This is a genomic window from Acinetobacter gyllenbergii CIP 110306 = MTCC 11365, from assembly GCF_000413855.1.
GTDB classification, from domain to species: domain Bacteria; phylum Pseudomonadota; class Gammaproteobacteria; order Pseudomonadales; family Moraxellaceae; genus Acinetobacter; species Acinetobacter gyllenbergii.
The window spans coordinates 52,440-66,602 of sequence record NZ_ATGG01000027.1 but is presented as its reverse complement, the minus strand read 5'-3'; the positions used below and the strand labels follow the sequence as shown (position 1 = coordinate 66,602).

14 protein-coding genes are annotated in these 14,163 nt (G+C 42.6%); 8 read left to right on the top strand and 6 right to left on the bottom strand.

Annotated features, from left to right (window positions below):
* Together F957_RS04560 and cysM are read right to left on the bottom strand one after the other, a co-directional pair.
* The gene (locus tag F957_RS04560; RefSeq protein WP_016542059.1) at nt 1-822 is read right to left on the bottom strand and encodes a 3'-5' exonuclease; all 822 of its coding nucleotides are present in this window, start codon (nt 820-822) and stop codon (nt 1-3) included.
* An 88-nt stretch (nt 823-910) separates the two neighbouring features.
* Nucleotides 911-1,834, bottom strand: a complete 924-nt coding sequence (gene cysM, locus F957_RS04565) for a cysteine synthase CysM (protein ID WP_016542058.1) — start codon at nt 1,832-1,834, stop codon at nt 911-913.
* A gap of 149 nt (nt 1,835-1,983) precedes the next feature.
* On the opposite strand from cysM, the gene F957_RS04570 reads away from it, so the two are divergent.
* The 8 genes from F957_RS04570 (at nt 1,984) to F957_RS04605 (ending at nt 10,092) form a co-directional block, all read left to right on the top strand.
* A complete protein-coding gene (locus F957_RS04570) occupies nt 1,984-4,794 on the top strand; it encodes a GacS-like sensor histidine kinase (RefSeq protein WP_016542057.1) in 2,811 nt (936 codons plus the stop codon).
* 75 nt (nt 4,795-4,869) lie between these two features.
* Nucleotides 4,870-5,658: a crotonase/enoyl-CoA hydratase family protein gene (locus tag F957_RS04575; RefSeq protein ID WP_016542056.1), complete on the top strand. Its 789-nt coding sequence runs from the start codon at nt 4,870-4,872 to the stop codon at nt 5,656-5,658.
* Nucleotides 5,659-5,723: 65 nt separating this feature from the next.
* A complete protein-coding gene (locus F957_RS04580; RefSeq protein ID WP_016542055.1) occupies nt 5,724-6,131 on the top strand; it encodes a hypothetical protein in 408 nt (135 codons plus the stop codon).
* Nucleotides 6,128-6,994, top strand: a complete 867-nt coding sequence (locus tag F957_RS04585) for an NAD(P)-dependent oxidoreductase (RefSeq protein ID WP_016542054.1) — start codon at nt 6,128-6,130, stop codon at nt 6,992-6,994. The genes F957_RS04580 and F957_RS04585 overlap by 4 nt, the downstream gene beginning before the upstream one ends.
* A 23-nt stretch (nt 6,995-7,017) precedes the next feature.
* Nucleotides 7,018-7,812 (top strand): hydroxypyruvate isomerase family protein, encoded by a 795-nt coding sequence (locus F957_RS04590; protein WP_016542053.1) that lies wholly within the window; start codon nt 7,018-7,020, stop codon nt 7,810-7,812.
* Between the two features lie 81 nt (nt 7,813-7,893).
* Entirely contained in the window at nt 7,894-8,292 is a 399-nt protein-coding gene (gene rsfS, locus F957_RS04595; protein WP_004655709.1) for a ribosome silencing factor, read from the top strand.
* Nucleotides 8,293-8,469: 177 nt separating this feature from the next.
* Entirely contained in the window at nt 8,470-9,090 is a 621-nt protein-coding gene (locus tag F957_RS04600) for an NUDIX hydrolase (RefSeq protein WP_016542052.1), read from the top strand.
* A 180-nt stretch (nt 9,091-9,270) separates the two neighbouring features.
* The gene (locus F957_RS04605) at nt 9,271-10,092 is read left to right on the top strand and encodes an SDR family NAD(P)-dependent oxidoreductase (RefSeq protein ID WP_016542051.1); all 822 of its coding nucleotides are present in this window, start codon (nt 9,271-9,273) and stop codon (nt 10,090-10,092) included.
* A gap of 93 nt (nt 10,093-10,185) precedes the next feature.
* On the opposite strand, the gene F957_RS04610 is transcribed toward F957_RS04605, so the two are convergent.
* From F957_RS04610 to F957_RS04625, 4 genes are all read right to left on the bottom strand, one after another.
* Nucleotides 10,186-10,761: a hypothetical protein gene (locus F957_RS04610; RefSeq protein WP_016542050.1), complete on the bottom strand. Its 576-nt coding sequence runs from the start codon at nt 10,759-10,761 to the stop codon at nt 10,186-10,188.
* Nucleotides 10,762-10,977: 216 nt separating this feature from the next.
* Nucleotides 10,978-12,432, bottom strand: a complete 1,455-nt coding sequence (locus tag F957_RS04615; protein ID WP_005291783.1) for an NAD(P)(+) transhydrogenase (Re/Si-specific) subunit beta — start codon at nt 12,430-12,432, stop codon at nt 10,978-10,980.
* A 3-nt stretch (nt 12,433-12,435) separates the two neighbouring features.
* The gene (locus F957_RS04620) at nt 12,436-12,759 is read right to left on the bottom strand and encodes a proton-translocating transhydrogenase family protein (protein WP_005051598.1); all 324 of its coding nucleotides are present in this window, start codon (nt 12,757-12,759) and stop codon (nt 12,436-12,438) included.
* A 12-nt stretch (nt 12,760-12,771) separates the two neighbouring features.
* Nucleotides 12,772-13,899: a Re/Si-specific NAD(P)(+) transhydrogenase subunit alpha gene (locus tag F957_RS04625; protein WP_016542049.1), complete on the bottom strand. Its 1,128-nt coding sequence runs from the start codon at nt 13,897-13,899 to the stop codon at nt 12,772-12,774.
* Nucleotides 13,900-14,163 lie beyond the last annotated feature (264 nt).

Genomic DNA, 14,163 nt, shown 5'->3' with positions numbered 1-14,163 from the left:
CTAATTTTTTGGCGCAAAAGTATCTGCGGTGAATACAGTATATTGCGATGTTTGCTGCCATACCTGTAAAAAATCTGTTTGTTGCGTTTGCGTTTGTAAATAATCAATGGTGGATTGAACTAAATACTGATGATCTTTTTGATTCAACTGGCCTTTGAGCAACAACCAGCGAAGATAGACCAACCACGTATTCAATACATCACCTTCGCAATAGCTGGTCAATTCTAACCATTGTTTGTTACGAACATATTCAGGCACATGATAGCCTGTTTCACCACGCTTACCTGGAAAACCAAGTAAACAGGCAATATCATCCAGTTTCTGGAAATTACGACCATTAAACATTGCCATCACATCCATCAAATCGACATGACGATGGTGATAACGGTTCTGATAGTTGTTAAAGCGTTTTTGCTGATCAATTTCACCTTGATCAAACAAGCTTGGTGCAGACAAGCCATGGTACATGGCACGAAACAGAATCACAGGCAAATCAAATTGCGAGCCATTCCAGCTGACCAGCGTCGGCTGCTTCTTGTCAAAGATCGATAAGAATTTTGCCAACATCTCAGCTTCGCTGTTCTGTTCCTGGCTAAATGAAAACAGACGATAACCTTTTTCATCAATCCATAAACCAGAAATACAGACGATTTCATGCAGCGGCAAACGTTGAAAGTCCATCCCCGACTCTTGGCGACGAATTTTGGTGAGCGCCTGCTCTACATCTGCTTCGGGTAAATCAAGATGATAAAGATGCGCACCTGCTTTTAAATCGGTCAGGGTCTCAATATCAAAAACTAAAATTGGAAAACGTAAATTCATCTTAAAATCTCTTTAGATCCCTCCCAACCTTCCTTTTATAAAGGGAGGAGTTCCCCCTCTTTTTTAAAGAGGGGGTTAGGGGGAGATTCTAATCTTGAACTGAGAATAATCCCGTCGATAAATAACGATCACCACGATCACAGATAATGCAGACAATCACCGCGTCTGGCTGTTCTTCTGCAATTTTAATCGACGCCCATACTGCACCACCAGAAGACGTTCCCGCACTGATACCTTCAGTACGCGCCAGCTTACGCATGGTTTTCTCCGCTTCAATCTGTGGAATATCAATGATGCGATCGACACGGCTGCGATCAAAGATAGTCGGCAAATATTCTTCTGGCCAACGGCGAATCCCCGCAATGCTTGAACCATCTGAAGGCTGTAAGCCCACAATTTGAATATCAGGATTTTGCTCTTTCAGATATTTAGAGACCCCCATGATGGTTCCCGTTGTCCCCATCGAGCTGACAAAATGGGTAATCTTTCCACCTGTCTGCTTCCAAATTTCAGGGCCTGTGGTGAGGTAATGTGCCTCGACATTATCAGGGTTACCAAATTGATTCAGCACAAAGCCTTTGCCTTCAGCCTGCATTTGTAAAGCAAGGTCACGTGCACCTTCCATGCCTTGCTGCTGAGTGACTTCAATCAGCTCTGCACCATAAGCCAACATTGCATCTTTACGCTCTTGGCTCATGTTGTTCGGCATGATCAGCTTCATTTTATAGCCGCGCATGGCTGCAACCATCGCCAACGCAATCCCAGTGTTGCCACTGGTCGCTTCGATCAAGGTATCCCCAGGTTGAATTTGTCCACGCTTTTCCGCTTGAACAATCATGTTATAGGCAGGGCGATCTTTCACCGATCCTGCTGGATTATTACCTTCTAATTTTGCTAATACCGTGGCTTGGGTATGACACGCTAAACGTTGCAAACGCACCAAAGGGGTTTTACCGACATAGTAATCCAGTAAAAATTCATCTGCTAAAAAATCAGTTTGCGTATTCGTCATGATCGACACCGATATTAAGGTGGCGACTATTGTATGAAAAAAACAGAAATACTGCACCATTTCACTCTGCTTTTTATTGGCAAGCAGATGTCTTCGCTTATCATAAAGCATGCTAAGATGTTGCGCAGAATGATAAATCTGACCGAACTATGTCAAATTTCAATAAGACCATATCGAAACGCTTACGCCTCAATCATGCCTATGGGCAATTGATTGCACTGATTTTAGTGCCGATTGCCATCTTGACAGGTGTTGGCATTCTTTGGGTTTTATCCGAAACGACCAGCTCTGCCAAATCACAACAACGCTCTGATGCTTCTGCAATTTTGGCACGTTACCATCAAACTGCGAATGATCTATTAAAACTGGTCCAAGAACAGCCCGATCAATATGATCGTGCTCAAAACATCATGCAGAAAATGTTTGATGAAAAAAACCTACAGCGTGCGGTACTAATTGACAGTCGCGGCCAAACTTATTTAAGTGTTGGCTACCAAAACAATCGCTTTTGGCCGAATTTCCCAGAAAACAGTAACTTCTTTGGCCCAATTTCGCATAATCACAACAGCATTTATGGTTCGAAACTCGACAGTGGCGACCCTAACGCTGTTTGGCTAATGATTGAATTAGACAATCAACCCCTCGAATTGGCTCGCTATAAAATTCTACTGTCCCTGGTTGTGACGGGACTGATCACCATACTGATTCTCTTGTTCTGTTTAAACGTGTTCTCTCGTCGCTGGCTCGCACCGTTGTATGAAATTCGCATGCAAATGCAACGCCTCAACGCCGACACCCTTGATCAGCATATTGTGGTGAACAGTACAGGTGAACTGCGTTTACTCCAGCGTGATATTGCCAATGTAGTGAAACGCCTACACTTTAGTTTCTTAGAATTAAAAGAACATACTGAACAAACCGAAGAAGACTTACGTCGAACACTGGACACCTTAGAAGTCCAGAACATTACCTACCGCCAAGCACGTGACCAAGCGATTTCATCGAATCAATCCAAGTCTGTGTTTTTGGCCAACATCAGCCATGAACTCAGAACACCACTCAACAGTATTGATGGCTTTATTCACTTATTACTGCGTCAGCAAAACCTGAGCAATGAGCAAAACCTCTACCTGCAAACCATCCGAAAATCATCAGCACATCTATTGGCACTGATTAATGACGTGTTGGATTTCTCTAAAATTGATGCAGGCAAACTTGAGCTCGAAACTGCACCCTTTGACCTTGAAGAAGCCATTTTTGATGTGATGGATATGCTCTCGCCATTGGCAGCGCAAAAGCATATCAATATGGCCTTCTACTATGCAGAAAATATTCCAAAGCATGTGGTCGGTGATGCGCTACGCTTTAAGCAGATCCTGACCAATCTGATTTCCAATGCGATCAAGTTCACCCCTGATGGGGAAATTATTGTCCGTGTGCGTATGGAAGATGATGAAATCGGACAATGCTTACTGCATTTTAGTGTACAAGACAGCGGTATTGGGTTGAGTGGTACAGATCGCAAAAAGTTATTTGAATCGTTCTCCCAGGGGGATGCGTCGGTAACACGTCAATTCGGTGGAACAGGACTTGGTCTTGCCATTTCCAAACAGTTGGTGCATTTGATGCATGGACAAATTGGCTTTGAGGACAACCAAGAACGCGCGCCAACTGAAAAAGGCTCAACCTTCTGGTTTACCGCTTCATTTAAAGTGGAAGAACAAGATGAGTTTGTTGAACATCCACGTTTCGACCATTTGCAAGTGGTGTCTTATCTCGCCCATCCTGCAACAGCCAGCGTACTGCGTTCATATTTAGAGAATTATCATGTCTCTCATATTGAGACCCAATCCATTCTGGATTTATTCAGTCGCTTAAATCATCTGAATCAACAAGAAAACACATGGTTGATTGTCGACCATAGTGGTGATACCGAAGCTTTACTCAAAGAAATTCGTCAACGTTATCATGGCAATTTGGCGGTTTATGGCTATCAGATGAGTCTTGAGCCCAACATGCTGAATGAGTATCGTGCACGTCCATTGTATCAACCGCTAAGTCGTCGTGAGTTGGTACAACTACTCGGCAATCAACCTGTTTTCGAGCAAGAGCCTGAAGACTTTAACGGTCAGGGGTTGCATGTCTTGGCGGTGGATGATCACCTACCAAACTTAATTGTGCTTGAAGCCTTGCTCGGTGAGTTGAATGTCACCACCACCAAAGCGTTGAGTGGACAAAAGGCCATCGACATTATCCAAGAACGGATCGAGCAAAAGTCTCCACCTTTTGACTTGGTGTTTATGGATATTCAAATGCCGGTCATGTCTGGGATTGATACTACGCGTGCCATTCGTTCGCTCGAATCCACACTGGATTCAGGCATGCAACTGCCGATCATTGCACTCACCGCACATGCATTGGCGGATGAAAAACAAAAGCTACTCAAAGTTGGTATGAATGACTATGTGACCAAGCCAATCCAGATGGAGCAAATCATTCAGATACTAACTCATTGGACCAAAAACAATTTCACGACTCAACCAGCAACAACCGAGCCGAAGCGCCCAACCGAATCAATTGATCCACAAATTCTGAACTGGCAACAAAGTGTACAGCTTGCAGCCAACAAAGAGGATTTGGCACAAGACTTATTGAATATGCTGGTCGATAGCTTTGATACTGAACTGGCTGAAATGCAGCAATTGATTGAGATGGAAGATTTCCCTCAACTGGAACATGTGCTACATCGTCTCTATGGTGCAACCCGCTATGTCGGCACGCCGAACTTGCAGCAAGTGTCCGGTGAGTTTGAGCAATTTGTCTCGACCCTACGCAAAGAACGTCGTAAGGCTGATGATGTGTTTATCCGTGAAACCAATCATCGTTTCAATGAGCTCAGCACGGCGATTGAACAGGTTCGACAGGCGGCTAATTTGATCTTGCATAGCTACGATAATTAACGTGACTGCCCTGTCATGTTTCAATGCAGGGACTCATGTTATGCTGCCAAATCAAACACAATAAGAGTAAGGCAGATGGCACTTTTACGCGTTGAAAAGAACAATGGAATCGCAACAGTTTCCCTAAACCGTCCAGATAAACGTAATGCAATGAGCTTTGCCTTACTCAAAGAACTGGTGGCAACTGCAAAAAAAATTGAAAAAGATCGTTCAATCCGTTGTGTCATTCTTACGGGTGAAGCACAGGTCTTTAGTGCAGGCATCGACCTTTCTGATTTAAACAATCCTAAAAATACCGCTTTTGCAGCATGGGAACTGATCAAACCTGGGCAAAGTCTATTTCAAAAAGCATTCTTGATTTGGCAGAACCTACCAATCCCTGTGATTGCAGCAATAGAAGGCTATTGCTTCGGTGCTGGGATGCAATTGGCTCTTGCTGCCGATATCCGCATCGCAACACCAAACACGCAAATGTCGATTATGGAAAGCCGTTGGGGCCTTGTACCTGACATGGGTCTCACCCGTTCACTCAAAGGTCTGATTGGGGTCGATTTGGCTAAAGAGCTGACACTCACTGCACGTATCTTTGATGCTGAATATGCCAAACAAATTGGTCTAGTCACCCATTTAGACAATGATCCATTAGCGAAAGCAAACATCATTGCGGAAGAAATTTTACAACGCTCGCCAGATGCCATTATGGCAGCCAAACGTGTCCTAGATGCGATGGAACACCAACCGGAAAAAGCATTACGTTTAGAAAAACTTTGGCAACTCAAGCTACTCTTGGGTAAAAACAGCAGTCTGGCCCGCAAAAAGGACAAGAACCCTGAAGTTCAATTCTTACCACGTCAATACAAATAATCATAGACATTGAATATCAGATCATTTGAAATCTGATATTCAACTTCTTAAATAATTATCAACTTATGTTTCATTCTAAAATAATCAGCTTAATCATATTCTTTTCCTGTGCACAAACGGTTTATGCGACTCAATGGATTGAGGTTCCTGCCAAAGAGAATGCTTGTAATATTCATGTTTTTTATGATCAAACTTCCGCTCAAAAAAACATTCTGCTCGAAAAATATGATTTTAGTGAAATGAAAGCATGCGATGAAATTTATAAAGGTCAGGCTTACTTAACCTATAAAAGCAAGATGAATTGCATTACCCATGAATTCAGTCCAATAGAACAAACTTTTTATGCAAAGGATGGAAGTCATAAAAATTATCCTGAACGCTTCAATAGTTCTGTTCAACCGATCCCCAATAGTACGCCAGACCGCTTACTTACCGAAGCTTGCCGAATAAAAAAAGGAAATACATCTCCATGATCTTGAATCAAAAAACACCAATCGCTTTCTTGGGTATGGGTTTAATGGGTACACGGATGGCCAGCCGACTCTTACAAGCAGGTTATCCTGTGGCGGTCTGGAACCGTAGTCCGCTCGCATGTGAACCTTTGCAGCAGCAAGGTGCATTACACTTAAAGCTCGATGACATCGGCAGCTATCCTGTTATTTTGACCTGTTTAGCCGATGATCAAGCGGTGCAAAATGTTTTCACCCAAATTCAACCTTATTTGAAAGCTGAGCAGATCATCGTTGATTTCTCTAGCTTATCGGTGTCTGCAACACAGCAATTGGCTCAATCTGCTCAACAACAACAAGTCACGTGGATTGACTCACCCGTATCAGGCGGAACCATGGGAGCTGAACAAGGTACACTGGTGATTTTTGCAGGAGGTGATGCGAAGACGATCGAGCAACTCACCCCGATTTACAATGTACTTTCACAGCGTGTCACCCGTATGGGAACATCAGGTACCGGACAAGCGACTAAAATTTGTAATCAATTAATTGTTGCCGCCAATAGTACCCTGATTGCAGAAGCAGTCGCTCTTGCCGATCAAGCAGGCGTCGACACTGCCTTACTCGCACCTGCACTCGCTGGCGGTTTTGCAGACTCAAAACCCTTTCAAATCCTTGCGCCGCGTATGGCAACACATACTTTTGAACCCGTACAATGGAAGGTGCAAACTCTATCAAAAGATTTAAACAATGCCCTACTTCTGGCACAAAGTTTTAACTTAAAGATACCCGTAGCACAAAAAGCTCTATTACAGTTACAAGCTCACCAAGAAAATGGCTTTGCTGATAAGGATTTAGCGACTATCATCAAAATTACACAACAATAATTATTGATTCAGGGAGTCTGAAAATGAGCCATCTTGCAGTCAATTTATCCATGATCTTTACTGAAGTGCCTTTAATCGAGCGTTTCGCCTTAGCGCACGCTCACGGTTTTCAGCATGTAGAAATTCAATTCCCCTATGAACTCGATGTGATTGATATTCGAACTCAACTTGAGCAACACAATCTTTCCCTCGGCCTGATTAATGTCCCTGCAGGTGACTTGATGCAAGGCGGCAATGGACTTGCAGGTGTGCCAGGGCGAGAAATTGAATTCCACCAAGCACTTGAACTGGCTATACGCTATGCGACCGCACTGGATGTGCCACGTGTGAATATTCTAGCAGGAAAACAACCGCTGGATGCTGATCTGCTGCCTTGTCTCAACACGCTTGCAAGCAATCTAAAACTGGCGTGTCACATGCTGACTGAACAAGGTATTGAACCTGTGTTTGAAATGATTAATGGCACCGATATGCCACGCTTCTTGGTTCAGAACATTGCCCAAGCCCAAGAAATGCTGGAAGCCATCAATCATCCTGCCCTAAAAATGCAATATGACTGTTACCACATGGCAATGATGGGTGAAGATGTATTAGCGGGATTACAGGAAAATATCGATCAGATTGGGCACATCCAATTTGCCGACTGTCCAGACCGCCATGAACCTGATACTGGAAATATCCCCTACAAACAAATCTTTGACTGGTTACAGCAAAGTGACTACCAAGGTCTTATTGCAGCGGAATACAGACCAAAAATTCAGTCAGATCAATCTTTTGCATGGAAAAATAAGTATTTTTCCAATGATGTGAATACATAAACTGTTACTGCTAAAATTTGAACTTTTTAGAGAAAAACGGTATATTTGATGATGAGTAATTGTCAGGAAAATATACCCTCTATGAATTTAGAACCATCGCCCAGCGCTTCTAATTCTCACGACCTAAAAATCAAAACAGCGAACAAAGATGTACAAGCGTGCCTAAACGTTGTACATGAAGCTCTCACTGATGTAAAAGCCAAAGATATTCTTGAACTTGACGTAAGTACGATCAGTAATGTTGCCGATGCAATTGTGATTGCAAGCGGTACGTCGACTCGTCATGTTAAAGCCCTTGCAGACAATGTTGCTGATGAAGCACGTAAAGCAGGTTTCCGCCCAATCGGTGTCGAAGGTGAACGCGATGCTGAGTGGATCTTAATCGACCTCGGTTTTGTTGTGGTACATGTGATGTTACCAACCGCGCGTAAGTTCTACGACTTAGAAAGCTTATGGCGTGCACCCGAATCTGTAGCGTAAAGCTCCTCAAAAAAAGCGACCGAATAGGTCGCTTTTTTTATAGCGAATTCAAGTCAAAAATAGCTCTAAACAAGAACACCTAACAAGCCGATTTAGCCCTAAATTTCCGACCATTCGTTGTAAAATATAATCGCAGTGCTAGTATTAAATCCTCTCTTCAAGTACAGCTAGAATAAAATGAAAGATTCAGCCGCATGGATTGAAACACTCCATAAGATTACTGGATTGGCTCAATCAGGTTTGCACTATAGCAAAGATGTATACGATAAAGAGCGTTATGAGCAATTACTTGATCATGTCCGCACCCTGATTGAATTAAAAGAAATTGATACCACTCATTTTATCCCCGATGTACTGCAGGATATTGGCTATGCAACACCCAAAATCGATGTGCGTGCTGTTGTCTTTAAGGACAATAAACTGCTATTAGCCAAAGAGACACAGGATGGCTTATGGTCTATTCCTGGAGGTTGGGCGGATGTTGGCTATTCCGCTGCAGAAAATGCTGAAAAAGAAGTCCTTGAGGAAACAGGATTAGAGGTGAAGGCGGTTAAACTCCTCGCACTCACAGATCGTAGAAAACACCCTCACCCCGCCATGTTCTTGCACGTATATAAAGCCTTTTTTTGGTGTGAACTGATTGGTGGTGAACTCAAGCCAAGCATCGAAACCTCTGAGGTGGCTTTCTTTGGCAAGGATGAATTACCTCCAATTTCGACGGCGCGTGTTACAGAAGCACAAATCCACCAATTTTTTGAGTTATTACAAGGACTACCCGAGAACACTTATTTTGACTAAGCCCTAACTCAACAAGCTCATAAAAAACAAAAACTTAAAAAATGACACTTGTATCATCTAAAGATGAGCAAATACCAGTCATCTCCCATCTTTAAATTTGACATGACAAATTGTCAAAATTGCAGCACTATACAGATTCTTGCAATCCCACTAAGAAATAGCATAACTGGAGTACAGGAAGTGAAAATACTGATTACAGGTGCCAATACAGGCATTGGTTTTGCCACAGCAGAACAGTTGGTTAAACAAGGGCAACACGTCATTCTAGCCTGCCGAAATCCACAGAAAGCGCAACAAGCACAAAACAAATTACGTGCACTCGCTCAAGGTCAAGTTGACCTCATCTCCCTCGACCTCAGCAGCCTTGAACTCACCCGAAAAGCCGCAGATGAAATTGCAGATCGTTATGGCAATCTGGATGTGTTGATCAACAATGCAGGCTTATTTGCCAAAACAAAACAACTGACTGCGGATGGTTTTGAGCAACAGTTTGGCGTCAATTATTTGGGTCATTTTTTATTAACCCAAAAATTACTTCCTGTTTTAAAACAATCGCCTCAAGCACGTATTGTCCATTTGGCTTCGATTGCACATTGGGTCGGTTCAATAAAACCCAATAAATTCCGCGCAGAAGGCTTTTACAATCCGTTGTTTTATTATGGACAATCCAAGCTTGCCAATTTACTGCTCAGCAATGCATTGGCAGAACAACTCGCTGATAGCTCAATCACCAATAATGCCCTACACCCTGGGGGTGTCGCTTCGGATATTTATCGCGATCTGCCTAAGCCTGTCTATGCGGCAATGAAACTAGGTCTCGTCCCAACCTCTGTTCCTGCAAACCTGATTACCCAAATGGCAATTGGCGATGAATGGAAAAACCGCAATGGAGAATATGTCAGCGCCCATATGCCGGATTGGAAATCTTCACATGCCAAAAATCAGCAATTGGCACGTGATCTTTATCAACAATCTATGCAACTGGTCGAAAAGTTTCTTTAAAGAATAAGCCAAATAAAAAGCCACCCGAGGGTGGCTTTTACAATCCTGATTAGGGTCAGATTAGTGACCACCACCATTGATTGCTTTAGAGTTTTAATCATTAATTCTATATTTTTCAATTACAGCCTGTTCTAACTCACGAGTTACACTACCTGTAGTTCTATAAATATCTTCATGCTCCATAAAATGCAAATTCCAATATCCCAACTCTTTATCGTCTTTGTCGTACTCTTTATGGGATTCAGGAGGGGGTAGATCAAAATTAGCAATTCGATAAAAATACAAGTTTCCATTTCTGTCGAAATGATTGGTTCTACCGCCCTTTAGATCATATTCATCTACATCTCTAGCCATCAATACAAATTGATTATTGATTAAAATATAATGATCCACGGTGGAACCAACGCTATTCTTTACTTCTCGACCTGAATACTGCTCAGTATAAGCCACTAAGTTATATTTTTCTCCAGCGTAGAGAGAGGTGGTGATAACTCGATTTAAACGATTAATTATGCTTATTTCTTCATAGATAAAATTATTATCTTTATCTAAGCAGGTAATTTTGGAAGACACCCAAATAGATCGTTCCATACCAACATCTAAATCATTCAATATAATCTTTTTTATTGGATAATCTTCGTGTGCTTCTTGAACTGTGACTTCAATCATGATGCAAAGATATGCATGAGTGCATTATTATCAGTATTTTTAGTCTATAAGTTATTTTTATTTTTTCAAGCAATAAAAATCTTACCCCTATTAACCTAAATCAATTCAGAGTAATCGCATCACTTTATTCTTAGATAAATTCAACGTTACGACAACATAATATCTTTATAAAAAAGCCACCCGAGGGTGGCTTTTACAATCTTGATTGAGGTCAGTTTAGTGACCACCACCATTGATTGCTTTGGTCATATCTTCCACAACTTTCTTGGCATCACCGAAGATCATCATGGTTTTTTCATTGTAGAACAAGTCATTGTCTAAGCCAGCATAACCTGTTGCCATAGAACGTTTGATCACCATGATGGTACGTGCTTTATGCGCTTCAAGAATCGGCATACCATAAATCGGTGAGGTCGGATCATCTTTCGCCGCAGGGTTAACCACGTCGTTTGCACCAATCACCAGTACCACATCTGTTGCAGGGAAATCTGAGTTAATCTCATCCATTTCCAAGATGTCTTCATAGGCAACATCTGCTTCTGCTAACAATACGTTCATGTGACCAGGCATACGACCAGCAACTGGGTGAATTGCGAAGCGAACTTTTACGCCCTGCTCTTTCAAGATTTCACACAATTCTTTCACCGCATTCTGTGCACGACCTTGCGCCATACCATAACCTGGTACAATCACAACGCTGTCTGCATTTGACATCAGGAAGCCTGCGTCATCTGCTGAACCAGAACGATGGTTACGTTGAACTTGCTCACCCTTATCTGCCGATGCAACTGCTGCACCACCCATTGCACCACCAAACAAAACGTTGATGATTGAACGGTTCATCGCCTTACACATGATGTAAGAAAGAATCGCACCAGAAGAACCTACAAGCGAACCTGCAACGATCAACATATTGTTTTCAAGTGTGAAACCAATACCTGCCGCAGCCCAACCAGAGAATGAGTTCAAAAGTGATACCACAACTGGCATATCACCACCACCGACTGGTGCAATCCATACCCAGCCAAATGCAAGTGCAAGTGCTGTCATTGCCCAGAATGCAGTCATATTATTCGTTAAGAAGAACATGATGCCTGCTGCAAGCATTGCAATAAAGATAAGCGCTTGAACAGGTTTAACCCATGCACCAGAAATGGTTTTTGCCCATTTCTTCGCAGCTAATTTACCGTAAGCAAATACAGATGCAGTAAATGTGATCGCACCCACGAAGCAGCCAACAAACAATTCAAATAAATGAACCTTACTCATATGAGCATGTTGTACGCCAGCAGCAGTTAAAGCAGCTTCATTTTCAGCAAATAATGCCGTCAATTGGTTGTTATGCAAAATTGCAGCAATTGCAATTAATACCGCAGCCAAACCGACCAATGAGTGCATCAATGCAACTGTTTCAGGCATTTGCGTCATTGGAACTGTTCTCGCACGAGCGATACCAACAATACCACCTAATACCATTGCACCAACGATCATCCAAACCACAGGATGTTCTGCAACAAAGAACGTTGTTGCTACAGCAATCGCCATAGCGATCATACCGTAACGGTTACCTGCAATCGCAGTCTTAGGACCTGACAAACCACGTAAGGTTAAGATAAAAAGGACGGCACCGATCAGGTAGAACCATTCCGCATAGTCTCGAATAAATTCCATCGATTAGCCCTCTTTTTTCTTTTGCTTTGGCTTGAACATTTCAAGCATACGCGCAGTTACAGCAAAGCCACCAAAGATATTGATACTTGCCAAGAACACAGCAATCGCACCAAGGACACTGACTACGTTTACGCTTTGAAATGCAACATTTGCATCTAATCCAATCACTGGCATACCCACAGTTTGGATCATTGCCCCAACAACAATAATTGAAGACAACGCATTGGTTACTGCCATAAGTGGTGTATGTAACGCAGGTGTTACACCCCAAACCACGTAATAACCCACGAAGATGGCAAGGACGAAAATTGTAATCGTTTCAACCATGAGAACTCTCCCTTAACCGCGCTTGAGCAGTACTTGACCGCCATGTGTCACAAGTAACGCTTTTTGGATTTCTTCTTCTTGATTGATCGCAAAAGCTTTATCTTTGTCGAATAATGTCTCAAGGAAGTTAAAAACGTTACGTGCATACAATGCAGATGCTTCAGTTGCAACTGTGCCTGGAATATTTGGAATACCCAAAATCTTCACGCCATTTTCAGTTGTGACTGTTTCGCCTTCTTTAGAACCTTCAACGTTACCGCCCGTTTCAACTGCCATATCTAAAATGACAGAACCCGGTTTCATTTTGGCAACGGTTTCAGCTTTAATTAAACGTGGAGCATTACGACCTGGAATCAATGCAGTGGTGATTACGATGTCAGCATTTGATACCGCTTTATCTACAATCGCAGCTTGATCTTTAATGTATTGCTCACCCGGCTGCCAACCATAGCCGCTTTTCGCAGCTTCAGCAGCACGTTGTTTTTCTTCATCGGACATTGGCACATCAAGCCATTTACCGCCTAAAGACTCAACCTGCTCTTTAGCTGTTGGACGTAAGTCAGTTGCTTCAACCACTGCACCCAAACGTTTTGCAGTCGCAATCGCTTGAAGACCCGCAACACCAACACCCATAATCACAACACGCGCAGGTTTCACAGTACCTGCAGCCGTCATTAACATTGGGAACATACGTTGATATTCAGCCGCAGCTAACAATACAGACTTATAACCCGCCAAGTTTGCTTGAGAAGAAAGTACGTCCATGTTTTGTGCGCGTGATAGCGTACGTGGCAGTAATTCCAACGCAAAAGCAGACACTTGCTGAGTTGCAAACTGGTCTAATTCTGGATTGCGGTAAGGGTCAAACATTGCAATTACAGTCGTATTTGCCGCAAGCTTTTGAATTTCATCGCCTTTAGGGGCACGTACCTTCAAAATAATTTGGCTGCCTGTATAAGCATCGTCCGTAATGGTTGCGCCAACTTGTTCATAAGCACTGTCAATGTACGCAGCTTTAACACCAGCACCACGTTGAATGACAATACTATGACCTGCGTTAATCAACTTCTTAACTGTCTCTGGTGTTGCCGCTACGCGACTTTCACCGAGGATAGTTTCGGTTGGGATTCCGATCTGCATGAGCGTTCCTCAAGCTAGTTTTTCTTAAGTAAACATCGCAAATAGCAATGTTTCCCCCAGGAGTATTCTTTGTAGAAATTTGGATTCTAATGGAACTTTTTTAAATTTCCACCCAATATTTATTTAATAAATACCTATATTTTGAACTGATGATTCACATTTATATTTAGAGCTTGTATGATCCGCAGGTTTGCCTTTTGATCGAACAAGGCAGATCTTTCATCTCTTCTTCATATACAAATCTGACCGCTTACGCACTGAATC